This is a genomic window from Ensifer sp. R-19 (assembly GCF_049905105.1).
Taxonomy (GTDB): Bacteria; Pseudomonadota; Alphaproteobacteria; order Rhizobiales; family Rhizobiaceae; genus Ensifer.
The window spans coordinates 2,115,164-2,138,219 of record NZ_CP184569.1 but is presented as its reverse complement, the minus strand read 5'-3'; the positions used below and the strand labels follow the sequence as shown (position 1 = coordinate 2,138,219).

The window sequence follows — 23,056 nt, the reverse complement described above, 5'->3', positions numbered from 1 at the left end:
CATTTGCAAAACCGCGTCATTGCTGCCGGATCGGCGCGAGATTGGTCGAGGCAGACGGGTGGCAGCCTGACGGCGTGCGGCGGCAAGATGCAAGCAGTCGGCCTGGAGCATCCTGCCTGAAGTGAAACCAGTTGAGACAGAAAGATGGGCTACTGCATGTTTCCTTTAATCGTGGCCGGTTAAAGGACAAAAACATGCAGCACTTCAAAGTGCTACAGCGACCTTTGCGCGTCTGATAAGACGCGCGGCGCTGTAGAACCAAAGCACTCGAGCGTGATTGGTGCGATCATCTGAACGCACGGCGCCCTAGACGACTTCCCAGAGAAACCGAAGTAGATCCAAACAGAGACTCCCAAGCAGGTCCAGCCAAAAGCCAGGGAAGGCGACAAAGGCCGAACCGGCGCCGAAGCCGACCACGCCGAAACCGAGCGCTCCGTCCCAGCCGTGACCTTGCCAGCCGAGCAGGGCGCCGAAGGCGGTCGCCGCACAGACGACTGTGACCCGAACGATAAACAGGAACGTCTCGCGCATGCTTGCCTTCCTGGCTGAGAGCAGAACAATCTATGGTTCACTTCAGCATATAAGTTCGCGTATGCGTAATCGCCAGGGGCCAGGAGCGAGGAGGTCCGAAGAGAGGGCCGTTCCGTTTCGGCTACCGCATGTCTCCTTTAATCGGCTTCGATTAAGGGACAAAGACATGCAGCAAATCAAAGTGCTGCAGCGACCTTTGCGCGTCTGATAAGACGCGCGGCGCTGTACCTCGGGTGTCAGTCCCGCTGCGCCGCCAGGATGAGATCGCAGGCGGCCGTAATGTCGTCGACAACCGCCGAAGGCGCCGGCTGGAAACGCTGCTCATCGCCATCGCGATATTTGCCGCTGCGCACGAGGATCGCGGTGCCGATCCCGGCGGCAAGCGCACCGGCGGTATCGCTTTCGGCATCGTCGCCGATCATGGCCAAATCGGCCGGGTCAAGGCCCATGCTCGCTGCTGCTGCCAGGAAGAAATCGGCAGAGGGTTTGCCGAAGAGCTTCGCCTTGATACCGCTCGCATGTTCCAGCGCCTCGACAAAGGGGCCGGCATCGAGGCTCAGCTCGCCGTCGCGATCACGGAAGAACCGGTTGCGGGCGAGCGCCAGCAGCGGCGAGCCAGCCATCAGGGCGCGAAACGCGGCGTTGAGGCCCTCATAGCTGAAGCGCTCCGCGGCATCGCCAAGCACGACGGCGACGGGGCCGTCCATGCGGCAATCGGCGAAGTCTTCCTCAAGCGCGGGATGAATGAGCAGGTGCGGCTGGTGGCTGTTCGCCTTGAGCCAGGCGCGCGCGGCGGCAACCGGCGTGAACACCTCGTCGGCAGCGCAATCGAAGCCAAGGCGCTGCAGGTGAGCGACGATCTGGCGTTTCGACTGGCGGGTGGTGTTGGTCAGGAAGCGGACGGGGAGGCGAGCTGCGCGCAGCCGCAGCACCGCCGCGATGGCACCCGGCAACACCGTGTCGCCGTCATAGAGCACGCCGGAGAGATCGAGCAGCACGCCTCTTGCCATGGCAAGAGACTGCCTGAGCGCCAGACCATGGTCAACGTTGGGCGGCGGACGCCTCCCAATCGGTCCGCGCCTATCGCGCCGGCACCTTGGGGACTGGCTGCTGTCTTCCCACTGCACGCGGGAAGGGGCGGCGGTGCCGCCCAAAGGTCAGACTGCCTGCCAGGCCTGCAGCCGTTCCACCGTCGTCGTCGCCCCGCCGCAGACGATCATCAGCACGCGCTCGAAGCGCAGGAGTTGATCGGCGTGCTCGTAGGCGATGGCCAGGGCGGCGCCGCAGGCGGGTTCCACCAGCACGCGGTGGTCGTCGAGGAAGCGGGTGCAGGCGTCGACCGCCGACTGGTCGCTGACGACGACGCATTCGACCGGCCGGATCTGGCTGATCTCGAAGGCACGCTTGCAGACCTTTCGGGCGCCGAGCGAAGTGGCGACGCCGCTGATCGAGGGAAGCTCCACCAGCTCTCCCGCCTTGACGGAGGCGAGGTAGGACGCGGTGCCTTCGGTCTCCGCGGTGACAATAGGAATTTCCCGGAGCCCGTTGCGCTCCAGTCCCTCGGCGACGCCCGACAGCAGCCCGCCGCCGCCGACAGAGAGCACGACAGCATCGAAGGCGAGGCCGGCCTTGACGACCTCGTCGATCATCGTCGCGTGCCCGGCCCACAGCAGCGGATCGTCGAAGGGATGGATGAAAGCGGTCTCGGCATCGGCGGATGCGAGCGCGCGGGCATTCGCTTCATCCCAAGCGGCGCCGTGGACGATCACCTCGGCGCCTTCCTGGCGGATAAGCGCCTTTGCCCGTTCGGTGGTCGTTTCGGGAACGAAGACGGAGACGGGGATTGAGAGCTGGCGGCCGGCATAGGCAACCGCCATGCCGGCATTGCCGCCGGAGGAGGAGACGAAACGCCGCTTGCCGTTTCGCGCATGGTGCTCGCAGGCAGCACCAACGCCGCGGATCTTGAACGAACCGGGCGGCTGCAGCGCCTCCATCTTCAGCCAGATGGAGCAATCGGACGCGAGGCTTAGCGGGCGGGATTCAAGGAGGGGAGTTTCGAGGTGAAGTGCCATGGGATGTTCCGTTGAGCGCGCGGTGCTGGAGGCCGGTTTGTTGCAATGGCTCCTGCGGGAGAATCTTGAAGCAATTCTCCCCTGATCGCTAGTTCAACGCAACACGGGGAGGTGTGCAGTCGCGGATGGCCGTGTCCTGTCGTGGGATACGATGGGTCTACCGCGCCCGTCACCAGAGAAGGCCGCTCAATGTCATGAGCGTGATGAAGAGCAGGGACAGGACGAGCGATGCCTTGATGGCTGCCAGAGTATAGTCGTATCGGCGAAGTCTGTGTGTGAGCGTCTGGAACATGTGTTCGTCCAATCGTAAGGGATCTGCGGCTCCTCGCCGTTCGTTCAAGCGCAATGCGGCGCCCGTAAAATGTAGCGCCCGTAAATTGGCTGTGGCGAGAATGTCTGCTCAGCCCCCGAACACACCCGGTACACACCCGTTCGGCTCACGGTTGCCTCTCGCCTCCGCGCAACGTCGCGGACGTACTGCTGTCGATAAAGGAGGAAATTGGCGGTCGGGAGCCCCCCACCGCGATATGCCAAGTCGGCCAGTGTCGATCGTCGAACCATGCGCCTCAAATGTGTCCAGTACAAGGGAGATCCCCTTCGAAGGGCATCCCTTCGACGTTCCGGCACTCATGGCCTGTCCGGGTTACGGGCCTGTCCGGATTTCGGGCCTATCAGGATTTCGGGACCTTGCCGGATTTCGGGCGCTTGCCGGGACGGGTGTCGGGTTCAGGGGCGATATCGCGCCCGGCCAGGGGAGGCGTCGGGCACCGGTGTAGCGGGTAATCGCGCTGGGTCTTTGCGGCGCGCCGCCGTCGTTTTCCCACTGTTCGAGATTTGCGGTTTCAATCTGCCGCGGGGTGCGCAGCCCATCCCGGTTCTGCAGTTCAGCAAGCAGGATATCCGCGGTGGTAACGCCCGCCTGGAACCTTCTGACAAGGAAGACGGCGGCAAGGCGAAGGCTGTCTTGATCGTCAAGGTCGACGCGCTGATGAAAGCCCGCGCGCCGCAACACGCCATCGAGCATTGCCAGGTCGGAGGGAGCCAATGGATGCCGCTGAGCGGGTGACATGAAGCCACCTCCTGTTGACGGGAAACGTCGTTTTCGGCGCGTCCAGGGCGCCGTACGTTCATCTGAACGCACAAAGGACTCTCCGACAATTCTCTCCTACTGCATGTCTCCTTCAATCGATCTCGATTTAAGGACGAAGACTTGCAGCAAGTCAAAGTCTACGGCGACCTTTGCGCGTCTGATAAGACGCGCGGCGCTGTCGGTGCTTGCGCAAGTCCTTATTCCCATGTCCGGGCTTGCGCGTTCGGTTTCAGTCGATATTACGGCCGGCGCGATTTTCGGGATGGTTTGCTTGCGGGCACCTCCGCAGGCGGTTCGGCGGCGGCGCGCTCAAGGCGCTGGGCCTTGAGCTTCTCGGTCTTCTTGTCGCGGGCGATCTTTTCGGCAGCAACGATTGCTCTCGCCGTGTGATCGGTGGCGGAGGCCTTCTCGCTCGCGGAGGTCTTGGCCGGTTTAAATGCCGTGTTGGGGTGTGGCGTCATGACCTGTCTCCTGAAACGGGCGGATTTTTGCCGACCCCAAGCCTCAGCGCGAAGGTCGCGCTGCCTTCTTGGGTCCCGGCAGCAGGCCTTCGCGCTGGAGCTTCTTGCGCTGCAGCTTGCGCTGGCGCCGTACCGCTTCTGCCTTTTCGCGGACGCGCTTTTCCGAAGGTTTCTCGTAGCTGCTGCGCGCCTTGAATTCACGGAACAGACCCTCGCGCTGCATCTTCTTCTTCAAGATGCGCAAGGCCTGGTCGATGTTATTGTCCCTAACGAGTACCTGCAAAAGATGTTCTCCTGTTGTCGGTCGCGGCTTTCCCTGTAGCCGCGGTTATCTGCCGGGTTTGGTGCTCAATTTTTTGAGCCAGGGCCCGGTGATGGCCGCCTGGGGGGCGTCCTCTTTCGAAGTCTCGGCATGCTCGATGTCAGTCTCCAGCACGCAGCGTTCGAACGTCTCGCCTTCGACCCTTACGCGAAAGCGCGCCTCGCCACGATCATTGGGCAAAAGGCCGACGATCAGACCAAGACGACTGTTCAAGGTCGACTGAGCGGCACTCGCCCTCAGCGTGACCTTGTCGCCAATCTCATAGGTTTTGCGGCTCATGGTGGTCTCCTGAAAAGGGCCCTGAGACGCAAAAAGGCCGGGTTGTTCCCCGACCTCTTCCCGTCATTCAAGCGCCTCCCTGCCAGTACATCCGTGGTCAGAGGAGGGCGAATGACAAATTATTCGGCCCTGAGATTGTCGGCCGAGCTCTTGCCCGTTCTGCGGTCGGCAACAACGTCAAAGGTCACTTTCTGACCTTCGTTGAGCGAGCGCATGCCAGCCCGTTCGACCGCGGAGATGTGTACAAACACGTCCGTGCTGCCGTCGTCGGGCTGAATGAAGCCGAAGCCCTTGGTGCCGTTGAACCATTTTACCGTGCCTGAAGCCATGACGATTTCCTTTCAATCGCTGAATTTACCAGAAATATTTCTCTGGCGGTGATCGATATTTGAGAGGAGATCTGGCCGCGCGGAAGCGCCGTGTCAAAGGTCACAAGCAATATTCGATGAGGTGATATATAGACGATACTTTTTGAAACTCAATGAAAATATTAAATTATTTGATTTTGAGCGATCGCGAAAACATCTGCAAAGGCCTGAAATGGCGGGTTTTTCGTCCATTTATTTTTCTTGTTATTCAAGCTGATACGGCTTCTCGAGAGCCAGACGCTGTGCGCGTGAGCCACGCCGCGACCCGGCGTTGCGCGGTGCTCCGGACGCATAGCTGCTGAATGAAAAGGCAGGCGCTGCTTTGAGGGCGGGCAAGCGGATTCTTGGATCGGCAAGCGGGCTGTCGCTGGCCATTTCGACCAAAGCGGCCGGTCGCGACAGGAGGCGCGAAGGTAGAAGGCGGCGGCGCGCTGTCTTCGGCGCACCGCCCCCGCTTGTCAGGCGCTTGTAAAGGTCTGCGGCGAGACCTGCAATGCGGCGGCGATGCGCTGCAGCTTGGCGGGATCGGTATCGGCGCCAAGCTCGATCTTTGAGATTTCAACTTCCGTCAGGCCAGTCGTGACCGAGAGATCGTCGACCGTATAGCCGGCGGTTTCACGCGAATGCTTGATGGCGGCTCCGATATTGACGCGGGACAGAGATGCGCCGGGGGCCTTGGTTAGGTCTTTCTTAAAGGACATGAAGTGTCTCCTTCGTTGGTCCACCGACAAAGAACATTGTCGGTTGAAGGGGGCCCAAAACTGAAATGCGACTCGGACAGATGAGCGCGAACCTAGGGCGCCGCTAATATAAGCGAGAAGTTTCCGGGCGCAAGTTTGCGGTCGAATTTTTGTGAAATGCCTATTTAAATCAATTGTTTATCCTGTGATTTCCGCGCCCGGAGGCCGGTAAATCCCATCGGTCAGGAGCATCATCTCTACGACGCGCCGGTGCTCGACGCAGTGCAAAAACGGCAGGGAATTTCACACAAGGCGAGCCTCGATCAGAAAGGGTCCACGCCGCGACAGCGCGGCATCGAAGAGCGCGGCGAAGGCTTCGCAGGAGGTCGCGACGGCCGCCTCGACGCCGAAGCCGCGGGCGAGCGAAACCCAGTCGAGCGCGGGGTTGTCGAGGTTCAGCATGCGGCGCGCGTTCGTCCCGATCTCTTCGACGCCGACATTGCGCATTTCGGCATGCAAGATGGCGTAGGTACGGTTGGAAAAGATGACGGTGACGATGTCGAGGTTTTCGCGCGCCTGCGTCCACAGGCCCTGAATATTGTACATGGCGCAGCCATCGGCCTGCAGGCAGATCACCTTGCGGTCGGGACAGGCGATCGCGGCACCGGTGGAAAGCGGGATGCCTTCGCCGATCGCGCCGCCGGTCTGCATGAGGAAGTCGTGCGGCGCAGAGAAGGCCGAAAGTGCGAAGTAACGCCGGGCCGAAGTGGCCGCCTCGTCGCAGACGATCGCATTTTCGGGCACCTTATGGGCGACGATGACGGCGATTGCGTCTTCCGTCAGCGCGCCCGAAGGTTCGCCTTCGTCTGTGGGGACGCTCGGTGTCGGCAGAGGGTGGGACGGGCTGATGCCGAGTTCGTCGCGCAGCGCTTCGAGCGTTCCCTTCAGGTCTTCACCATGGCGGGCAAGCGTGACCACCGCGCAGCCTTCCGGCACCAGTCGGCCGGGCTTTCCGGGATAGGCGAAGAAAGCCACCGGCTCCGGTCCGCCGACGAGGATCAGAACCTTGACGTCGCGGAGCGTTTCGAGCGCCATGTCGATCGGGTAGGGGATGCGCCGCGGCGCCACCCGCCCGCGGCCGCGCTGGGTGTGGGCGACAAGCACTTCGTTGAAAAGCTGGACGTTGCAGGCTGCCGCGATCCGCCCGGCGATGGCGAGGCTCTCGGCCCTTGCGGCGGCGCCGCTTAAGACCATGGCGACCCCTTCCGGGTTTGCTCGGACGAGGCGGGCCACCTCGCGGACCGTCTCCGCACTTGCCGGCCGCGGGGCTTCGACAAGCACCTTTTGCGCAGGCGCGTCGGTGGAAAGCGCGCCCCAGGACGCGTCTGCCGGCAGGATCATGGTGGCAACGCCCGGTGGCGTCAACGACGCGCGATAGGCGGCCGCCGCCGTCGGCCTCACGTCGGAGGGATCTTGCACCCGCCGCACCCAGTTCGACATCGGGCGGGCCAGGCCCTCGATATCGCTGGTCAGCGGGGCATCGAGCGCAAGATGGTAGGAGGCATGGTCGCCGACGACGTTGATGACAGGCGTGCGGGCGCGCCGCGCATTGTGCAGGTTGGCAAGGCTGTTGGCGAGGCCGGGACCGGTGTGGAGCAGGGTCGACGCCGGGCGACCCGTCATGCGCGCATAGCCATCGGCCGCACCGGTGACGACGCCTTCGGAGAGGCCGAGAATACAGCGCATCTCCGGCTTGCGATCAAGGGCGGCGACGAAGTGCATTTCCGACGTGCCGGGATTGGCAAAACAGACATTCACATCGTTTGCCAGAAGTGTATCGACGAGGATGTCCGCACCTGTGGTGCGAATAGGTTGGCCGCGTTCTCCCATGCGCGTGTCCCCCGATGGCGTTCACGCATGATAGCTGCAAGTGATGCGGGTGCAAGGTAGGCTTGCGGCGGCGCTCGATGCGCCGCCCAAGTGGGGTTACGTCCGCTGCCAGGCGAGATGGGCGCCGAGCCCGATCAGCACCGTGCCGCCGGCGCGCTGCAGCAGGCGCTGTGCCCGGGTGGAGCGGCGCATCTTGACGACGACGGCATCGGCGAGAAACACGCAGACGAGATCGGCGGAGGAGAACATCAGGTTGACGACGGTGCCGAGCAGCAGAAACTGCACCCACACCGGGAAGGCGGCGGAGGCATCGGTGAACTGCGGCAGGAAGGCGACGAAGAAGATCGCGGTCTTCGGGTTCAGAACCTCGACGGTGATGCTTTCGAAGAAGGCGCGGCGGGCCGATTTCGCCTCGACCGCGGGCAGGTGGCCATCGCCGCTCGCCTTGGCACGCATCAGCGTGAAGCCCAGCCAGACGAGATAGGCGGCACCGGCTAGCTTCACCGCGAGATAGAGCGTCGGCACCGCATGGAACAGGATCGAGAGACCGGCGGCGGCCGCAAGGACATGCACGTAACCACCGAGATGGATGCCGAGCGAGGCCATCAGCCCGGCAAAGCGGCCGCGCGCCATCGTCTGCGCAGCGGCGTAGAGCATCGCCGGTCCCGGAATATAGGCGAAGATCGCCGTGGTGACGAAGAAGGTGAGGAGAATGTCGAGCGACGGCATGGGATACCTCGTCTGCTGATGCGCGGAGTCGTTCTAAGGTCTTGCGCGGGAAAGTTGACGGAAAATCGGAACGTCTCATCCATCGGGTGAGATGCTAGACGAGGCGCCCGTTGAGCGTCAGACCGGTATCTCCCCGGAGACGAGGCGATCCTCGGGCCGCGCGCTGGCTGCGAGCCCTGCGGCCACGCCCTGACGATCTTCAATGCTGCGGTTCTGACTGAACTTGCGCTTGCCGTCGAGGCGGTCGATCGGCAGCCGCAGACCGATGATGCCGCGAAGCTGGGCCTTGACGAAGGCGGGTGGCGCGTCGCTCACCTGCCAGGGTTCGGCACGCGCCGCCTCGTGACGATTGGTCAGGCGGGTGACGACATCGAGAAGCCGGTCCTCGTCGGTAAAGAACTCGACCTCGCCATAGGCATGCACGGCCGAATAGTTCCAGGTCGGCACGACCTTTCCGTGCTCGCGCTTGGAGGCGTACCAGGAGGGGGTGACATAGGCGTCCGGCCCCATGAAGGTCGCCATGGCCGCGCCGATCGGCGCGGTCGTCCCTTGCGGGTTGGCGCGGGCGAGGTGGCCGTAGAGCGTGCCATGGGGGCCTTCGTCGCGATCAAGCAGCAGCGGCAGCGGCGTGGCCAGCAGGCCATCGGCCGTGGCGGTGACGAAAGTGGAAAGCGATGCGGCCTCGATGATCGCGTGCAGCACGCTCAGTGTTTCCTTCTTGAAGGCTGCGGGTGTGTACATGATCTCGCTCCTTGTGCTTGCCACTTCATAGAGGCAAACTGGACCAGAACGAATATCCAGTTTCCGTATAAATGAGTGGGCCAGTTGGTGACGGAGAGCAACGAGGCGAGGGGCGGGACCACCCGGCGTATCTACGAAGCGCTGAAGGCGCAGATCCTCGGCGGCACCTATGGTCCTGAGGATCGGCTGCCATCGACGCGGGCGCTGGCGGCCGAGCTCGGCGTCTCGCGCACCACCGTGACTGCGGCCTATGAGCAGCTTCTTTCCGAGGGGTTTCTGGAGAGCCGGCAGGGCGCGCCTTCAAGGGTGGCGCTGCTGCATGCGCATGAGGGTGTCAAGCCACGCCCCGCAGGGACGACTTTCCGGCCTGCGCCGAGACCGGCAGCCCCTGTTCGCCTGTCGCGCTTTGGAGCGGCCCTTGGCGACGGGCCGACCTGGGTGCCGCCGCAGTCCGGTGGGTTGATCGCCGATTTTCGCTACGGCGACCTGTCGGCCGCCGATTTCCCGGCGGAAGCCTGGCGCCGGTCGGTCAACGCCGCACTTCGGCGGCGCCAGCCGCGGCTCGCCTATGACGACCCCGGCGGCTCGGCGGAGCTGCGGGCAGCCCTTCAGGCCTATCTCTGGCGGGCACGCGGGCTCAGATGTGCGCCGGACCAGATCATCATCGTCAACGGTTCGCAGCAGGGACTGGATCTTGCCGCCCGCGTGCTCGTCGACCCCGGCGACCGCGTTGCGATCGAGGATCCCGGCTACGTCATGGCGCGCCGGGTGTTTGCGGCCGCCGGTGCTGAGGTGGTTCCGATTGCCGTCGACGGGGAGGGGCTGCGGACCGAGGCGCTCGCGGGGCTTGACGCCGTCAGGCTCGCCTATGTCACGCCCTCGCATCAGTTTCCGCTCGGCGGCGTGCTATCGGCCCGGCGCCGGCAGGAGCTTCTCGCCTGGTCGCAACGCAGCGGCGCCTACGTGATCGAAGACGATTACGATGGCGAGTATCGCTACGATATCCGCCCGATCCCGCCGCTGCAGACGATGGGCCATGCGGAGAACGTCCTCTATCTCGGCACGATCTCGAAGAGCCTGTCGCCGATGCTCCGGCTCGGTTATCTCGTCGTGCCGCCGCCGCTTCGCGCCGTCTTCGCCGCCGCCAAGCAGCTCGTCGACCGGCATTCGCCCAGCCTCGAGCAGGAAGCGCTGGCGACGATGATTGCAAGCGGGGCCTATGAACGCCACATCCGCAGGAGCCGGCGCAGCAATGGCCGCCGCCGCGAGGCGCTGCTCGCGGCGCTCAAGGCGGAACTCGGCGACGAGGTGACGATATCGGGCGCCGATGCCGGATTGCACGTCGTCGTCTGGTTCGAGCGGCTGGACCGGACGCAGGAAGGCGAACTGATCGCGCGGGCGCGGGCAGCGGGCATCGGCCTTTATCCGATCTCGCCCCTCTACGGCGCCGATGAAGCCGGTCACCGGCCGGACCGCGCCGGCATCGTCATGGGCTACGCAAGCCTCGAAGTGCCGCAGATCGGTCAGGGTGTCGCGGCGCTCGCGAAGCTGCTGGGTGATTGGCTCGATTAGCACCGGCGGCACAAAACGCCATGCAGATCACCATTCGGCGTGGGCCGTGCGTCCACCTGTGATAGGGTGGGGCTATCTTCCGCCATGGCCCGGCCTCGGGGCGGGCGGCAATGGGAGCGAAAATCACGGGCAGGGACGGAGCGGCGCAGGGGCGTCGACTGGGGGAGCAGATGGCAGACCGGAGAGTGCAGCCGTTGCAGCCGGGACAACCCGCACCCGCCTTCGAGCTTGCAAGCGCCAATCGGGACGATCCGGTTTCGCTTGCGAGCCTTCGCGGCCGGCCGTTTCTGATTGGCCTGTTCCGCGGCCTGCACTGCCCGTTCTGCCGGCGCCAGATGCGGCAGTTTTCCTCCGTCGAGCCGGCATTGCGCGCCGTCGGCGTGGAAACGCTGGCGGTGGTCAATACTCCTGTCGAACGGGCGCGCCTCTATTTCCGCTTCCAGCCGACGCCGGTCACGGTCCTTGCGGATCCGGACTGCCAGACGCACAGGGATTTCGGCGCGCCACAGGCCGCGCTGCTTCCGCCCGAAAGTACGGAGACGCCGCAATGGCCCCATCGCACGCGGCCTGCCGATTTCGCCGCAGCGCGCATCAACCCGACAGGCGAGCTCGCCGAACCGATGCATCCGATGCAGGCCAATAAGCTGCTCAATGCACGCGAAGGCTTCGAGCCGGACGAGACCGATCTGCGCATCTTTGCCGAACACGGCACGCAACTGGTCGGCCACTTCCTGGTCGATGCAGCCGGCATCATCAGCTGGAGCGAGATCGAGGCGCGCTTCGGCCCCGACGAACTGGGCGTGTTCCCGAGCGCCGCGGAGATCATGACGGCCGTCAAGAGGGTCGCAACCTAGTACGGGCAACCGGCTTGCAAGCCGGGGCCTGCAAACAGGGTGCAGGCCAAGGTCGCAACCGGCCGCGCGTTACGGTTAGCTGCTTGCGCCCTGGCCGGGTCTGCTCACAGTGGCCAACTCTTCAGTGTGGCGGTGTGGCCTTCATGAGATCTCTTCGCATACATCCCCAGCTTCACGACATGTTCGGTGAATAGCAGCCGCCGGCCTATCTGCTGGCGATCCTCCTGTTCGGTGTCGGTGTTGCGGCCACCTTTGCCCTGTCGGCGGGCCAGATGCTGGCAGGCCTTGCCTGGTGGCGGGCGGCACTGGCGCTTGTCCTCGTCCTCGATATCGCCGCCGGCTGCATCGCCAACTTCACGCCCTCGACTTCTACGCGGCGCGGCCGCGCAATCGCTGGATCTTCATCGCGATCCACTTCCATGTGGTCATCGTCGCGCTGCTCGTCGGCACCGGGCTCGGTGCTGCGGTCGCCGTCTGGGCCTATACGATCGCTGCGGCCGCGGTCGTCAATCTGCTTGCGGGACGCGCCGCACAGACCTTTGTCGGCGGGCTGCTGCTGGCGGTCGGCCTCACTGGCTTGCCGCTGTTGCCGGGCTTGACGCCGGCGATGGCGGCGGTGTCGGCCCTGTTCATGCTGAAGGTGCTTTTCAGCTTCGCGGTCGATCACTACCGCACCGTCGTTTCCAGCAGTGGGTAGCCGCGCTGGCATCCTTGCCTTGCAGGACCGCATTCAATAGCCTCGGAAGTGGCAAGCTCAGGGAGAGGCTCATGGCAGTTTCAGCGGCAGAGGCGGCATTGCGCCTTCCAACTTTCGACGACGTGCAGGCGGCACGGGACCGCATCGCCGGCATGGCGCATCGAACGCCGGTGCTGACCTCGCGTACAGCCGATGCCGCCACCGGCGCGCGGCTTTTCTTCAAGGCGGAAAATTTCCAGCGCGCCGGCGCCTTCAAATTCCGCGGTGCCTACAATGCGATCGCCGCCTTGCAGGAAGGCGGCCAGAAGCGCGGCGTCGTCGCCTTCTCCTCCGGCAATCATGCGCAGGCGATCGCCTATGCCGCACGGCTGCAGGGTGTTGCCGCGACGATCGTGATGCCGAAGGATGCGCCCGAAATGAAGGTGGCGGCGACCCGCGGCTATGGCGCCGATGTCGTGTTCTATGACCGCTACACCGAGGACCGGTCGGCGATCAGCGCGAAGCTGGCGGCCGAGCGCGATGCCGTCCTCATCCCGCCCTTCGACCATCCTGATGTGATCGCCGGGCAGGGCACGGCGGTGCTGGAACTGATCGAGGAGGTGGGCGAACTCGACCTGATCGTCACGCCGCTCGGCGGCGGGGGCCTGCTCGCCGGCACGGCACTCAGCGCCCAGGAGCGTTCGCCGGGCGCGGTCGTCGTCGGCGTCGAGCCGGAGGCTGGCAATGACGGCCAGCAGTCGCTCAGGAAGGGCGAGATCGTCCATATCCCGGTGCCGAAATCGATCGCCGACGGGGCGCTCACCAATCATATCGGCGAACACAATTTCCCGATCCTCAAGCGCGGTGTCCGCGAGATCGTCACGGTGAGCGACGCCCAACTCGTGGAGACCATGCGCTTCTTCGCCGAGCGCATGAAGATGATCGTGGAGCCGACCGGATGCCTGGCGGCGGCCGCCGTGCTGCAGGGCGTGCTTCCCTGCGCCGGGCAAAGAGTGGGCATCGTGATCAGTGGCGGCAATGTCGATCTCGCGACGTTCTGTGCGCTGCTGCAGTAGAGAGCGGCGGTCCCAGAGTATCCGTGTTGGTCAAGTACGGGTTGGTTCCCATATGCGGCCATCCCTGAGCAATGCGTTTGCGATGATGATGAGCTTTCGCATGACGGCGGTAATGGCGAGTTTTGAGGCTTTTCCGGCGGCCTTGAGCCGGTCGTATTTGGCCTTGAGGTCGGGATTGAAGCGGATGGCGACGAGCGCGGGCATGTAGAGTGCTCGTCGGACATTGGCCCGGCCGCCGCGGATGAAGGCGCGGCCGATCCACTGTCCGGACTGGCGAGCGACCGGAGCGAGGCCGGCGAGGGAAGCGACCTGGGCCTGGTCGAGTGTACCGAGTTCGGGCATGTCGATGAGAAGCGCGAAGGCGGTGATTGCTGACACGCCCGGGATCGAGACGAGAATGTCGAAGCGTCGTGCGAGGTCGGGATCGACCTTGATGAGCGCCATGATCTCGTTTTCGAGGGCCGCGATCTGGCGCTCGATCTGCCTGAGCTGTTCGGCGTTGTGGCGCTTGAGGATCGGCAAGGTCAGGTTTTTCGCCCTGTTCCTGGCCGCCGTTCGGTTCTTCACCAATGCCTCGCGGGCCATGCGCAGGTCCTTGAGATCGTTGAGGGTCGGGCCTCGCGCCGGCCGCGCCTGAAGTTCGAGCAACGCCCCCATGCGGGCGAGCATCGCAGCATCCAACCGGTCGGTCTTGGCGAGCCTGCCGGTGGCCTCGGCAAATCGCCGCGCCTGACGCGGATTGACCTTGACCAGCGCGAAGCCCGCCTCTGCCAGCCTGTGCTCAAGGTCCCGATGATAGGGGCCTGTCGGCTCGCAGACGATACGCAGCCCAGGCCGCTCCAACCAGCCGATCAATGTCCTATGGCCACGGCTGTCGTTGGCGAAGCGCCGGCTCACACCGTCGCTCAGCCTGTGGACGTCGAGATGGTCTTTCGAGATGTCGACCCCGATGCTATCGTTCATCATCTTTCGCTTGTCCTGTGCTTGTCATCCGGAGCCGAACTCCGGGTATCCGTTCAGGCCTCAAGGGAAAGACGAGGGCGATCCGACTCTAGCTCGACCCATCAAAAGGTCCGCAATTCCAACGATCCGACCCTCGCCGCTGCGGGAGGGCGGCGACCCTCCCGCAGCGGTTCCGTTCTGACCTGTTCGGCAGCCAATGTCATAAGACAAGCAATTCCAGGGAAAGTTTGCAGCGGTTTTCCTTCCGGAATTGCGAAATTCCAAACCAGAACAACACGAAAGCGTGAATTGGGGGGGTGAATTTTTTGCGTGTATTTTGGTTGGGTTTCGTCATGCCGCTCAACCGCAATCTAGAGGGTTTGCTCATGAGAACGCTCATTCTTGCCATCGCCGCACTCGCGCTTACGGGCTCCAGCGCCTTCGCTGATCCAATTGCAGATCGCAAGGCTATCATGAAGGAGCGCGGTAGACTGGTCGGCACCGTCGCTCCCATGGTCAAGGGAGAAAAGCCGTTTGACGCTGCCGTTGCCATGACCGCCCTCAAGGGCCTTAGCGAGAACGCAGCAAAATTCGACGTGGACGTCTTGTTTCCCGCCGGCAGCGAAACCGGAGACACGGCCGCCTTGCCGGCAATTTGGCAAGATATGACCGCGTTCAAGGCGGCTGCCGAGAAATTCCGGGTGGATGCGGCCGCTGCCGTCGCTGCCAATCCGCAGGATCTCGAAGCATTTAAGACGCAGTTCAACGCGGTAACCACGAATTGCGGCAGCTGTCACGAGAAATTCCGAATGAAGAAAGAGTAGCAGCGACAGGCATACGAGCCTGCTCAAGTCGCCCGTCGGATGCGAACCTTCCGGCATTGGCGGATGAAACCGGCGAGCGATGTCCGCATTGTCGAATAGCCAAGGATAAGATCAATGGCGCTTGGCGCGTCTGCACACGCGTGCAGCGGCGAGGCTGACGTTGCGACAACATTTCGACGCGTGGCTGGCTTGCCGCGGCGACCGACGATCGATGATGCAAGCCTCGATCCGGCCGGTTGCAATGGCTGCGTCTTTCCGGTTGCCTTAAGCGGCAAAAGTGGCACACTGGGCATCGCGCCTTGGCGCCGGGCTTCCCGGTGTGCTCCAAGGCTGCCGTAATGATTTGATTTTCTAAAGGAATTTTTCCTCCGGACGGTTGTCGCCGGAGCGTAAACAATGGACGAAAGCAGAGGATTGCAGCGGCCGTTGGGCGCCTTGCCGGACGCGGCGCTGTCAAGAAAATAGAGTGCTCCCATCGCGCCCGGCGGGCGCGGCGCACACACACATTGGAGGGTATCGTGACGCTTGCAATCAATGACCTCGCACCGGACTTCGAGGTCGGAACGACCGATGGCACCATCCGGTTTCACGACTGGATCGGCGACTCCTGGGCGGTCCTGTTCTCGCACCCCAAGGACTACACGCCCGTCTGCACCACCGAGCTCGGCTACATGGCGCGCATCAAGCCGGAATTCGACCGGCGCGGCGTCAAGATCATCGGCCTCTCCGTCGATCCGCTCGACCGGCATGCCGGCTGGGCCGCCGACATCGAGGAAACGCAGGGCCATGCGCCGAACTTCCCGATGATCGCCGACGTCGACTACACCGTCTCGAAGCTCTACGGCATGCTGCCGGCGCCTGTTTCCGGCGACCCGACCAAGCGCACGCCAGCCGACAACCAGACGGTGCGCAACGTCTTCGTCATCGGTCCGGACAAGAAGATCAAACTCGTCCTCATCTATCCGATGACCACCGGCCGCAACTTCGACGAGGTGCTGCGCGTCATCGACTCGCTGCAGCTGACCGCCAAGCACAAGGTGGCGACGCCAGTGAACTGGAAGCAGGGCGACGACGTCATCATCGCCGGTTCGGTCAGCGACGAGGACGCCCGCAAGGTCTATCCGGAAGGCTGGAAGGCTCCGAAGCCCTATATCCGCATCGTGCCGCAGCCGAAGGGCTGAGGCGTCGCATCGGCAAAGGGTGAGGGAAGTGCCCCTCATCCGCGCGGTGAGGGAAATGCCCCTCATCCGCCTGCCGGCACCTTCTCCCCGCAGGCGGGGAGAAGGAGACATGCGGTACCCGCTCGGCTCTTCGCCTCCTCCAACGTTTGGAGGTTGCGGCTGGCGCGGTCGTGGGTGCAAGCTTAGCTCCCCCCCGCACGGGGAGAGGGCAAACTCGGGCGTCCGGCAACGTCCCTTCGCCCCGCTTGCGGGGAGAAGGTGCCGGCAGGCGGATGAGGGGCGCATCCCCTCACCGTGCGGATGAGGGGCGGGCCGCCGTCTGTTGCATGACGCCTCGATGCAAGGAGCCGCCGATGATCTTCCGTCAATTGTTCGACAGCGTGTCCGGCACCTACACCTACCTGATCGCCAGCCGCCAGGGCGGCGAGGCGCTGATCATCGATCCGGTGCTGGAAAAGGTCGAGCGCTACCTGCAGCTCGTCCGCGAACTCGACCTCCGGCTGGTCAAGGCCGTGGACACCCATCTCCATGCCGATCACATCACCGGCCTCGGGGCGCTGCGCGACCAGACCCATTGCATCACCGTGATGGGCGAGCAGACGGCGGCCGACGTCGTTTCCATGCGGGTTGCGGAGGGCGACCGGGTGTCGATCGAGGGTCTAAGCCTCGACGTGCTCTATACGCCCGGCCATACCGACGATTCCTATTCCTTCCTGATGGGCGGTGACATGGGGCGGCGGGTCTTTACCGGCGACACGCTCTTGATCCGCGGCACCGGGCGCACGGATTTCCAGAACGGCGACCCGCGCCAGCAATATGACTCGATCTTCAACAAGCTCCTGAAGCTGCCGGACGAGACGCTCGTCTACCCGGCGCACGACTACAAGGGCGACACGGTTTCGACCATCGGCGAAGAGAAGCACTTCAATCCACGTCTCAGGGTGAAATCCGTCGACGAATATGTCGACCTGATGAACAACCTCAAGCTGCCGAACCCGAAGATGATGGATGTGGCGGTGCCGGCCAACGTCCATATCGGCCTGCACCAGGACGAGATCGCGCGGCGTGGCTGGGCGCTTTCGGCCAAGGAGGCGCTGGCGCTCTGCGGCCGGGCGAAGATCGCGCTGGTCGATCTCCGGGAGAAGGCCGAGCGGGAAAAGCACGGGGTCATTCCCGGCTCGCTGCACGCGCCCTATCCGGATCTCGAGCAGAACATCGCGACCGGCGGCGTGCTGCATGAACTGGCGGAGGCGACCGGCAAACGCATCGTCTTCTACTGCGCCTATGGCGAGCGTTCGGCGATGGCTGTCGAGGCGGCACAGCAAGCCGGCATCGCGAGCGCCTGCCATATCGAGGGCGGCATCGCCGCCTGGAAGAAGGCGGATGGGCCCGTGACGCATTGACGCCGGGCGCGGGCGCGCCATCTCATAGGTGCGTTCAAAGAGCAGGGGCCGGCCATGCACAAGTTTTCCGTCAGCGTTGTCAGAGAGTTCGAGGCCGATAGCGCCGAGGAAGCAGCACTTCTGATGTACCAGTATCTGACGCGCGAGCCGGCGCCGCTCACCTACGCCGTCACCGATGCGGCGAAGAAAGCCACCAGCCTGACGCTCGACCGGGAAAAGGCCGACGAATTCGCCAGCATCGATCACAGTGCTGATCCGGGCAACTGGTAGCACCCGCTGGCAGCGGCGGCTGTGGGCAACAGCCACGAATCCGACATTTTCGGTTGCAAATCCTCAAGCATTCACGTCTCGACTGCGGGTGTGAAAGACGCGGTTCCGCGGGATTGCGCTTCAGGAGGAAACCTGCCTTGTTCATTGCCCATCTGCCGGCAGGCTATCTGCTGAGCCGCCCCTTTGCGCGTCGCAATCCCTCGCAGGCCCGCGCCATCTTCGGCATCGGGCTGCTCTGTTCCGTTCTGCCGGATTTCGATCTCGCCTATTTCTACCTGATCGACCAGCGCCGCACGCCGCATCACGACTACTGGGTGCATACGCCGGTCTTCTGGCTGGTGCTGGCGGCGGCGATCGCGCTTCTCCTCATCGCCACCGGGCGACGCAATCAGCTCGTCCTCGTCAGTGTCGGGCTCATCAGCGTGCTCCTGCATCTGGTGATGGATTCGATCGCGGCAGATATCCGCTGGCTCTTTCCCTTCGCCGATCTCCGGGTGAACCTGGTGCATGTGCAGGCGGTCTATAAGCCCTGGTATCTGAACTTCCTGCTGCACTGGACCTTTGCGCTTGAGCTGGCGATTTGGTTGGTTGCAGGCCAGTTCGCCCTGCGCGATTTCAGGGCGCGGCGCGCCATCGGGAAAGAGGCTGCCCGTGCGGCAGAGCCGTAGGCTCCACGAACTCCGGCATGCAATGCTTGCGGTCTCGCGCGGTGCTGCGGCGTGAACGCCGATGAAGAGGCCCTCCCCATGCAACGTGCGGTGTAGCCGGATCGTTGACGAAGGCCGTCGTTCTATGCATCCTGCCGGCCAAGAAACGAAGATGCCGGCAGACGGCACAGGGAACACTGCAGCGCCGCGGTCTTACCGGACCCGCAAAGGTCGCTGTATCACTTTGATAGCATTCGCATAGCCGTGGCGCGCGCCTCGTGTTGCCCCGGAACTTGGACGCATTCCTGATACGCATTCACGACGTCATTCGCATCGATTAATCGAGGCCGGAGGGGACTGTGAAGGGAAAGTCGAGGTATCTGCCAGCGGCGCTGGCTGTCATGCTTGCCGCATCCGTGACCGTGCCGGCCACTGCCGCCGACCTGGTGATCGCCATGCCGAACTGGCCGTCGGGCCAGGCGACGGCCAATATCCTGAAGGTCGGCATCGCCAAGAAGTTCGGCCTCGATGCCGAGGTCAAGGAGCTCGGCACGCTCAATGCCTTCGTCGGCTTCGAGACGGGCAAGGTCGATATCCAGCCCGAAGTCTGGCGGCCGAATTTCGAGGATGTCGTGCGCAAATACGTGACCGACAAGGGTGTCGGTCAGCTGACGGAACGCAGCGTGCCGGCCTGGCAGGGGCTTTGCGCCACGCCGGAAGCCGCCGCGACGATCAAGACGGTCGCCGATCTCAGCGACCCCGAGAAAACCAAGATCCTCGACACTGACGGCGACGGCAAGGGCGAGATGTGGATCGGTGCTGCGACCTGGCTTTCGACCGGTATCGAACGGGCGCGGGCGGCGGGCTACGGCTATGGCGAAACCCTGACGCTGTTCGAGGCGGAAGAGGAAGTGGCGATGGCGGCGGTGGACGCGGCGGTCGCGACCGGGCGGCCGATGGTGTTTTACTGCTACGCGCCGCACCATGTGTTCGAGCTGCACCAGATTGCCAGGCTCGAAGAGCCGCCGCACGATGCCGCCAAGTGGAAGATCGTGCCGCCGAGCGACCCGCTCTGGGTGTCGAAATCCAGCGCCTCGACCGCCTGGGAGGCGGCGCATTTCCAGATCGCCTATGCCACCGCCTTCGGCAAGAAGCACCCTGACATTGCGAAGTTCCTGGAGAAGGTGGATTTCTCGCCGGAGGAAGTGACGAAGATGAGCTACGCGCTGGAGGTCGAGCGGCAGGCGCCGGCCGACTATGCGAAGAAATGGGCCGAGGACAACGCAGCGCGCATCGACGGGTGGGCCAAGCCATGACCGCGACATCCGACCATAACCGTCCTGTCAGCAAGGATCAGCCGGCATGGACGCGGCGCAAGCTCGGTGCTGCCGTTCTTGCCGCTGCGCTCTGCCTCGGTCCGCTGGCCGCACTGGCACAGACGCAGATCTATGATGCCCGCACCAAGAAGTGGGTGAATTACGACAAGAAGAAAGCGCGGCAATACTTCGCCCGCAACAACCAGCTGCCGGAAGCCTTCCGCCGCCAGGTGGTGCCGTTCCGCACGGCGGAGCAACCCGGCACCATCATCATCGACGGCAACCAGCATTTCCTCTACCTGGTGCAGCCGGGCGGCCAGGCGATCCGCTACGGCATCGGCGTCGGCCGCGAGGGCTTCGGCTGGGCCGGAATCGTGCGCGTCGGACGCACGGCGGAATGGCCGACCTGGACACCGCCGGCCGAGATGGTGGCCCGCGACCCGAACGCCGCCAAATGGGCGGCCGGCATGCCCGGCGGGCCGGACAATCCGCTCGGCGCCCGCGCGCTTTATCTCTACGAGGGCGACCAGGACACGATCTACCGCATCCACGGCACGGTCGAGCCCTGGACGATCGGGCTCGACGTTTCGTCCGGCTGCATCCGCATGAACAATGACGACGTCACCGACCTGCATTCCCGCATCGAGATCGGCGCCAAGGTGATCGTGCTGATGCAGGGGGCAGCACTCTACAAGGGGGTATGACGTCGCTCGAACAGGGGTGGCGAGTGCTTTTAATTGGCCGCAGGGTCAGGCGTGGCCAATCCGTCCCGCAGGACCCAGTGACAGGCAAATACTCAAAGGGGAGAACAGATAGTGAGCGAGGGGATGTTGCGTTCGAAGGGGTTTGTTCCCGTGGCTTTGGCGCTGGCCATAATCGGTGGCTGCCAGTCAGCGCCCAAACCTGAGGATATGGCGCGCACGAGCCTGCAGACGGCGCCGGCCGACCTGCAGCTGATCTGCGCCAACGCGGTCGCGGGCACGGCGAAGCTCGAAAGCACCAAGGTGCTACCGACGAGCTCCCGGGCGCTCGACGCGACAAGCTACAGCGTCGATCTCGACGCAGGCGGCCGCAAATACAACTGCGTCGTCGATAGTACCGGCAGCGTGAAATCCGTGACGCCGGTTTAGGCGGGCAAGCGCCCGCGCTTGCGCGACCTTCGCTGATAATCAATCTCCAAGGCTGAACAGCGTCGCAGGGTCGGCGACGACCGGCGGTGCATAGAAGGTCAGCCGCGCGGCATCCATGAGAAGAAGCGGCTGGACCATTTCGCCGGCGAGCCTGGTGATCCAGTCCTGAAGTTCGCGCAGCTTGTCGCCGTTCTCTGCCGAGAGATCCTTCGTCTCGGACGGGTCGGCGGCGATGTCGAAAAGCTCCAGCCTGGAGGGCAGGGCTGCCTTCCAGACGAGCTTCCAATTGTCCTTGCGCACAGCACCAGCGGATCGACATTGTAGACGAGCTCCCCGCGCGGCGAAGGTTTGCCTTCACTCAAGGCCGGCCAGAGGTTCATGCCGTCGAGCGGCTTGTTCTTGCCGAGCGGCGCACCGGCGATGGCTGCGAGCGTCGGGTACATGTCGACGACATGGACCATGCCGCCGACCTTGCCCGGCTTGATCCTTCCCGGCCAGTTGGCAAGCGCTGCGACGCGGGTGCCGCCTTCGTAGAGCGTGCCCTTGCCGTCGCGGTAGGGGCCGTTGTTCGCCGGCAATCCGCCGCTGACCTTGTTGTCGCCGGCAAAGAGCGAGCTTGTCACGCCGCCATTGTCGCTGTGAAAGACAATCAGCGTGTTGTCGCGCATGCCGCGTTTTTCGAGCGCTGCCACCAGTTTGCCGATGCCATCGTCAAGCACGGAAATCATCGCCGCGTAGGCGCGGCGGTTTTCATCCGCGATGTGCTTGTAGCGGTCGAGATAATCCTCAGGCGCCTGGAACGGCGTGTGCGGCGCGGTAAAGGCGAGGTAGAGGAACAGGGGAGCGGCGGCATCATGCCCTTCCACGACCCGCGCCGCCTCATCGCCGAAGAGCGTGTTGTCGAAACCGCTTTCCTCGAGCGGCTTGTTGTCCCGGTACCAGTCCTTCACCCCGTGGGAGGAATGCTTGAAGTGATCGATTTCGCCGACCAGCGCACCGTAGAACGTATCGAAGCCGCGCTGCTTCGGCCAGTATTCCACCTTGGCGTGGCCGAGATGCCACTTGCCGACAAGCGCGGTTTTATAGCCGGCATCCTTCATCACCTGAGGCAGCAGATATTCGTCGAGCGCCAGCCCGTAGGAGCCGGGCGAGGGGATGACCCCGGTCTGCAGTCCGTAGCGCAAGGGGTAGCGGCCGGTGAGGAAGGCGGCGCGCGTCGGCGTGCACATGGGCTGGGTGTAGAATTCGTCGACGGTCACGCCGGTTTCGGCGAGCTTGTCGAGATTGGGCGTCCTGATGTCGGAGCCATGGAAGCCGACATCGGCCCAGCCGAGATCGTCGGCGATGATGTAGACGATGTTCGGCGGTGTCGTGCCATTGGCGAGGGCCGGGTTTGGGGAGAAGGCGGCAAGGCCAGCCGGCATGCCGGCGGCAACGGCAAACGCCGCGCCGCTCATGAGCGCCTCGCGCCGCGTCAAGCCGCTTTTGTCCTTGTCGGCGACAGCCGTTTCGCCGCCCGCGCGGGCGTTGTTCGCTTGCAGTTCAGACATGCGCACCCCCTGGAAAATAGACCCGCCGGCCGGTGGATCTTTTTATTCGATATTACTAATGTCTACATCTTCCGGTAGCGCCGTCAATCGGTTTGCCGCGACGCCGGCGCTGGGCTTTTTCCTCAGAGCCGTTCGTCGACGAAGGCGACTGAAGGCCGCCACGGGCAGGACTGGCGTCACCTCCAAGCGGGCCGGCGCGTCCCGGGCGGTTGAAGGAAATCAAGTCGTTCGGCATTCCGATCGAGAGCCGAATCTTCAAGTTGTGCCGGGTCTCGATGTTGAAGTCGTATTGTGCGGTGCCGAAATAAATTTGCTGCAGAGCAATAATAATGCCGAGTAATATCGATTGAACGTCAGTATAGCCCGGTATTCTTCTTCCAAACCGTGGAAATATGTGCTCTCATAGGTTTAGTTGGAAGGAGGAAATGCCATGCTCTCGTTCTTCGAGCATT

General features: G+C 63.7%; 27 protein-coding genes. 13 read left to right on the top strand and 14 right to left on the bottom strand.

Annotated elements, in window-relative coordinates; translation table 11 throughout:
• Nucleotides 1-306: 306 nt before the first annotated feature.
• The 4 genes from ACN9MO_RS10530 to ACN9MO_RS10515 all read right to left on the bottom strand — a co-directional run bounded on the left by ACN9MO_RS10530 (nt 307) and on the right by ACN9MO_RS10515 (nt 2,895).
• Complete coding sequence (locus ACN9MO_RS10530) at nt 307-531, bottom strand: hypothetical protein (RefSeq protein WP_057253719.1); 225 nt, start codon at nt 529-531, stop codon at nt 307-309.
• A 236-nt stretch (nt 532-767) separates the two neighbouring features.
• Nucleotides 768-1,541 carry a TIGR01458 family HAD-type hydrolase gene (locus tag ACN9MO_RS10525; protein ID WP_057253721.1) on the bottom strand — a complete coding sequence of 258 codons (774 nt, stop codon included), beginning with the start codon at nt 1,539-1,541 and terminating at the stop codon, nt 768-770.
• A gap of 147 nt (nt 1,542-1,688) precedes the next feature.
• Nucleotides 1,689-2,603 carry a pyridoxal-phosphate dependent enzyme gene (locus ACN9MO_RS10520; protein ID WP_057253723.1) on the bottom strand — a complete coding sequence of 305 codons (915 nt, stop codon included), beginning with the start codon at nt 2,601-2,603 and terminating at the stop codon, nt 1,689-1,691.
• A gap of 169 nt (nt 2,604-2,772) precedes the next feature.
• Nucleotides 2,773-2,895: a hypothetical protein gene (locus ACN9MO_RS10515; protein WP_255571031.1), complete on the bottom strand. Its 123-nt coding sequence runs from the start codon at nt 2,893-2,895 to the stop codon at nt 2,773-2,775.
• Nucleotides 2,896-3,399: 504 nt separating this feature from the next.
• On the opposite strand from ACN9MO_RS10515, the gene ACN9MO_RS10510 reads away from it, so the two are divergent.
• On the top strand, nt 3,400-3,669 hold the full coding sequence (locus ACN9MO_RS10510) for a hypothetical protein (RefSeq protein ID WP_057253725.1): 270 nt from the start codon (nt 3,400-3,402) through the stop codon (nt 3,667-3,669).
• Between the two features lie 263 nt (nt 3,670-3,932).
• Here the strand turns inward: ACN9MO_RS10510 and ACN9MO_RS10505 are convergent, their stop codons facing one another.
• The 8 genes from ACN9MO_RS10505 to ACN9MO_RS10470 form a co-directional block, all read right to left on the bottom strand.
• Nucleotides 3,933-4,154, bottom strand: a complete 222-nt coding sequence (locus ACN9MO_RS10505; protein ID WP_057253726.1) for a hypothetical protein — start codon at nt 4,152-4,154, stop codon at nt 3,933-3,935.
• Nucleotides 4,155-4,197: 43 nt separating this feature from the next.
• Nucleotides 4,198-4,437, bottom strand: a complete 240-nt coding sequence (gene rpsU, locus ACN9MO_RS10500) for a 30S ribosomal protein S21 (RefSeq protein WP_057253728.1) — start codon at nt 4,435-4,437, stop codon at nt 4,198-4,200.
• 45 nt (nt 4,438-4,482) lie between these two features.
• On the bottom strand, nt 4,483-4,755 hold the full coding sequence (locus ACN9MO_RS10495; protein ID WP_057253730.1) for a hypothetical protein: 273 nt from the start codon (nt 4,753-4,755) through the stop codon (nt 4,483-4,485).
• Nucleotides 4,756-4,874: 119 nt separating this feature from the next.
• Nucleotides 4,875-5,084, bottom strand: coding sequence for a cold-shock protein (locus ACN9MO_RS10490; RefSeq protein ID WP_057253733.1), 210 nt, complete (start codon nt 5,082-5,084; stop codon nt 4,875-4,877).
• 497 nt (nt 5,085-5,581) lie between these two features.
• Nucleotides 5,582-5,824 (bottom strand): helix-turn-helix domain-containing protein, encoded by a 243-nt coding sequence (locus ACN9MO_RS10485; protein WP_057253735.1) that lies wholly within the window; start codon nt 5,822-5,824, stop codon nt 5,582-5,584.
• Nucleotides 5,825-6,106: 282 nt separating this feature from the next.
• Nucleotides 6,107-7,693: an acetolactate synthase large subunit gene (locus ACN9MO_RS10480; protein ID WP_113133727.1), complete on the bottom strand. Its 1,587-nt coding sequence runs from the start codon at nt 7,691-7,693 to the stop codon at nt 6,107-6,109.
• A gap of 96 nt (nt 7,694-7,789) precedes the next feature.
• Nucleotides 7,790-8,422 (bottom strand): LysE family translocator, encoded by a 633-nt coding sequence (locus ACN9MO_RS10475; protein WP_057253739.1) that lies wholly within the window; start codon nt 8,420-8,422, stop codon nt 7,790-7,792.
• Nucleotides 8,423-8,539: 117 nt separating this feature from the next.
• Nucleotides 8,540-9,163, bottom strand: coding sequence for an FMN-binding negative transcriptional regulator (locus ACN9MO_RS10470; protein WP_057253740.1), 624 nt, complete (start codon nt 9,161-9,163; stop codon nt 8,540-8,542).
• Nucleotides 9,164-9,250: 87 nt separating this feature from the next.
• Here ACN9MO_RS10470 and ACN9MO_RS10465 point away from each other — a divergent pair, with 87 nt between their 5' ends.
• The 4 genes from ACN9MO_RS10465 (at nt 9,251) to ACN9MO_RS10450 (ending at nt 13,341) form a co-directional block, all read left to right on the top strand.
• Complete coding sequence (locus ACN9MO_RS10465) at nt 9,251-10,735, top strand: PLP-dependent aminotransferase family protein (protein WP_244495690.1); 1,485 nt, start codon at nt 9,251-9,253, stop codon at nt 10,733-10,735.
• Nucleotides 10,736-10,905: 170 nt separating this feature from the next.
• Nucleotides 10,906-11,589: a redoxin domain-containing protein gene (locus tag ACN9MO_RS10460; RefSeq protein ID WP_057253744.1), complete on the top strand. Its 684-nt coding sequence runs from the start codon at nt 10,906-10,908 to the stop codon at nt 11,587-11,589.
• A 292-nt stretch (nt 11,590-11,881) separates the two neighbouring features.
• A complete protein-coding gene (locus ACN9MO_RS10455; RefSeq protein ID WP_210334445.1) occupies nt 11,882-12,286 on the top strand; it encodes a hypothetical protein in 405 nt (134 codons plus the stop codon).
• A 71-nt stretch (nt 12,287-12,357) separates the two neighbouring features.
• A complete protein-coding gene (locus tag ACN9MO_RS10450) occupies nt 12,358-13,341 on the top strand; it encodes a threo-3-hydroxy-L-aspartate ammonia-lyase (protein WP_057253746.1) in 984 nt (327 codons plus the stop codon).
• 30 nt (nt 13,342-13,371) lie between these two features.
• Here the strand turns inward: ACN9MO_RS10450 and ACN9MO_RS10445 are convergent, their stop codons facing one another.
• Nucleotides 13,372-14,307 carry an IS110 family transposase gene (locus ACN9MO_RS10445; RefSeq protein ID WP_425984772.1) on the bottom strand — a complete coding sequence of 312 codons (936 nt, stop codon included), beginning with the start codon at nt 14,305-14,307 and terminating at the stop codon, nt 13,372-13,374.
• 329 nt (nt 14,308-14,636) lie between these two features.
• On the opposite strand from ACN9MO_RS10445, the gene ACN9MO_RS10440 reads away from it, so the two are divergent.
• The 8 genes from ACN9MO_RS10440 (at nt 14,637) to ACN9MO_RS10405 (ending at nt 21,054) form a co-directional block, all read left to right on the top strand.
• Nucleotides 14,637-15,107: a c-type cytochrome gene (locus ACN9MO_RS10440; RefSeq protein WP_425984769.1), complete on the top strand. Its 471-nt coding sequence runs from the start codon at nt 14,637-14,639 to the stop codon at nt 15,105-15,107.
• Nucleotides 15,108-15,625: 518 nt separating this feature from the next.
• Complete coding sequence (locus ACN9MO_RS10435) at nt 15,626-16,288, top strand: peroxiredoxin (protein ID WP_057253750.1); 663 nt, start codon at nt 15,626-15,628, stop codon at nt 16,286-16,288.
• A 353-nt stretch (nt 16,289-16,641) separates the two neighbouring features.
• Nucleotides 16,642-17,691, top strand: coding sequence for an MBL fold metallo-hydrolase (locus tag ACN9MO_RS10430; RefSeq protein WP_057253752.1), 1,050 nt, complete (start codon nt 16,642-16,644; stop codon nt 17,689-17,691).
• A gap of 54 nt (nt 17,692-17,745) precedes the next feature.
• A complete protein-coding gene (locus tag ACN9MO_RS10425; RefSeq protein ID WP_057253754.1) occupies nt 17,746-17,961 on the top strand; it encodes a hypothetical protein in 216 nt (71 codons plus the stop codon).
• Nucleotides 17,962-18,098: 137 nt separating this feature from the next.
• Nucleotides 18,099-18,629 (top strand): metal-dependent hydrolase, encoded by a 531-nt coding sequence (locus ACN9MO_RS10420; RefSeq protein ID WP_057253755.1) that lies wholly within the window; start codon nt 18,099-18,101, stop codon nt 18,627-18,629.
• 380 nt (nt 18,630-19,009) lie between these two features.
• Nucleotides 19,010-19,924, top strand: a complete 915-nt coding sequence (locus ACN9MO_RS10415) for a glycine betaine ABC transporter substrate-binding protein (RefSeq protein WP_113133713.1) — start codon at nt 19,010-19,012, stop codon at nt 19,922-19,924.
• Nucleotides 19,921-20,628, top strand: coding sequence for a L,D-transpeptidase (locus ACN9MO_RS10410; RefSeq protein WP_057253759.1), 708 nt, complete (start codon nt 19,921-19,923; stop codon nt 20,626-20,628). Before ACN9MO_RS10415 ends, ACN9MO_RS10410 begins: the two co-directional genes overlap by 4 nt.
• A gap of 123 nt (nt 20,629-20,751) precedes the next feature.
• Nucleotides 20,752-21,054 carry a hypothetical protein gene (locus ACN9MO_RS10405; protein WP_244495711.1) on the top strand — a complete coding sequence of 101 codons (303 nt, stop codon included), beginning with the start codon at nt 20,752-20,754 and terminating at the stop codon, nt 21,052-21,054.
• 98 nt (nt 21,055-21,152) lie between these two features.
• Here ACN9MO_RS10405 and ACN9MO_RS10400 read toward each other — a convergent pair whose 3' ends face one another.
• Nucleotides 21,153-22,604: an arylsulfatase B gene (locus tag ACN9MO_RS10400; protein ID WP_244495691.1), complete on the bottom strand. Its 1,452-nt coding sequence runs from the start codon at nt 22,602-22,604 to the stop codon at nt 21,153-21,155.
• Nucleotides 22,605-23,056 lie beyond the last annotated feature (452 nt).

Bases quoted from the DNA above. Each gene is read 5' to 3' on its own strand.
- ACN9MO_RS10530 (WP_057253719.1), bottom strand. From the start codon at position 531: ATGCGCGAGACGTTCCTGTTTATCGTTCGGGTCACAGTCGTCTGTGCG.
- ACN9MO_RS10525 (WP_057253721.1), bottom strand. From the start codon at position 1,541: ATGGCAAGAGGCGTGCTGCTCGATCTCTCCGGCGTGCTCTATGACGGC.
- ACN9MO_RS10520 (WP_057253723.1), bottom strand. From the start codon at position 2,603: ATGGCACTTCACCTCGAAACTCCCCTCCTTGAATCCCGCCCGCTAAGC.
- ACN9MO_RS10515 (WP_255571031.1), bottom strand. From the start codon at position 2,895: ATGTTCCAGACGCTCACACACAGACTTCGCCGATACGACTATACTCTG.
- ACN9MO_RS10505 (WP_057253726.1), bottom strand. From the start codon at position 4,154: ATGACGCCACACCCCAACACGGCATTTAAACCGGCCAAGACCTCCGCG.
- ACN9MO_RS10495 (WP_057253730.1), bottom strand. From the start codon at position 4,755: ATGAGCCGCAAAACCTATGAGATTGGCGACAAGGTCACGCTGAGGGCG.
- ACN9MO_RS10490 (WP_057253733.1), bottom strand. From the start codon at position 5,084: ATGGCTTCAGGCACGGTAAAATGGTTCAACGGCACCAAGGGCTTCGGC.
- ACN9MO_RS10485 (WP_057253735.1), bottom strand. From the start codon at position 5,824: ATGTCCTTTAAGAAAGACCTAACCAAGGCCCCCGGCGCATCTCTGTCC.
- ACN9MO_RS10480 (WP_113133727.1), bottom strand. From the start codon at position 7,693: ATGGGAGAACGCGGCCAACCTATTCGCACCACAGGTGCGGACATCCTC.
- ACN9MO_RS10475 (WP_057253739.1), bottom strand. From the start codon at position 8,422: ATGCCGTCGCTCGACATTCTCCTCACCTTCTTCGTCACCACGGCGATC.
- ACN9MO_RS10470 (WP_057253740.1), bottom strand. From the start codon at position 9,163: ATGTACACACCCGCAGCCTTCAAGAAGGAAACACTGAGCGTGCTGCAC.
- ACN9MO_RS10460 (WP_057253744.1), top strand. From the start codon at position 10,906: ATGGCAGACCGGAGAGTGCAGCCGTTGCAGCCGGGACAACCCGCACCC.
- ACN9MO_RS10450 (WP_057253746.1), top strand. From the start codon at position 12,358: ATGGCAGTTTCAGCGGCAGAGGCGGCATTGCGCCTTCCAACTTTCGAC.
- ACN9MO_RS10445 (WP_425984772.1), bottom strand. From the start codon at position 14,307: ATGATGAACGATAGCATCGGGGTCGACATCTCGAAAGACCATCTCGAC.
- ACN9MO_RS10440 (WP_425984769.1), top strand. From the start codon at position 14,637: ATGCCGCTCAACCGCAATCTAGAGGGTTTGCTCATGAGAACGCTCATT.
- ACN9MO_RS10430 (WP_057253752.1), top strand. From the start codon at position 16,642: ATGATCTTCCGTCAATTGTTCGACAGCGTGTCCGGCACCTACACCTAC.
- ACN9MO_RS10425 (WP_057253754.1), top strand. From the start codon at position 17,746: ATGCACAAGTTTTCCGTCAGCGTTGTCAGAGAGTTCGAGGCCGATAGC.
- ACN9MO_RS10415 (WP_113133713.1), top strand. From the start codon at position 19,010: ATGCTTGCCGCATCCGTGACCGTGCCGGCCACTGCCGCCGACCTGGTG.
- ACN9MO_RS10410 (WP_057253759.1), top strand. From the start codon at position 19,921: ATGACCGCGACATCCGACCATAACCGTCCTGTCAGCAAGGATCAGCCG.
- ACN9MO_RS10405 (WP_244495711.1), top strand. From the start codon at position 20,752: ATGTTGCGTTCGAAGGGGTTTGTTCCCGTGGCTTTGGCGCTGGCCATA.
- ACN9MO_RS10400 (WP_244495691.1), bottom strand. From the start codon at position 22,604: ATGTCTGAACTGCAAGCGAACAACGCCCGCGCGGGCGGCGAAACGGCT.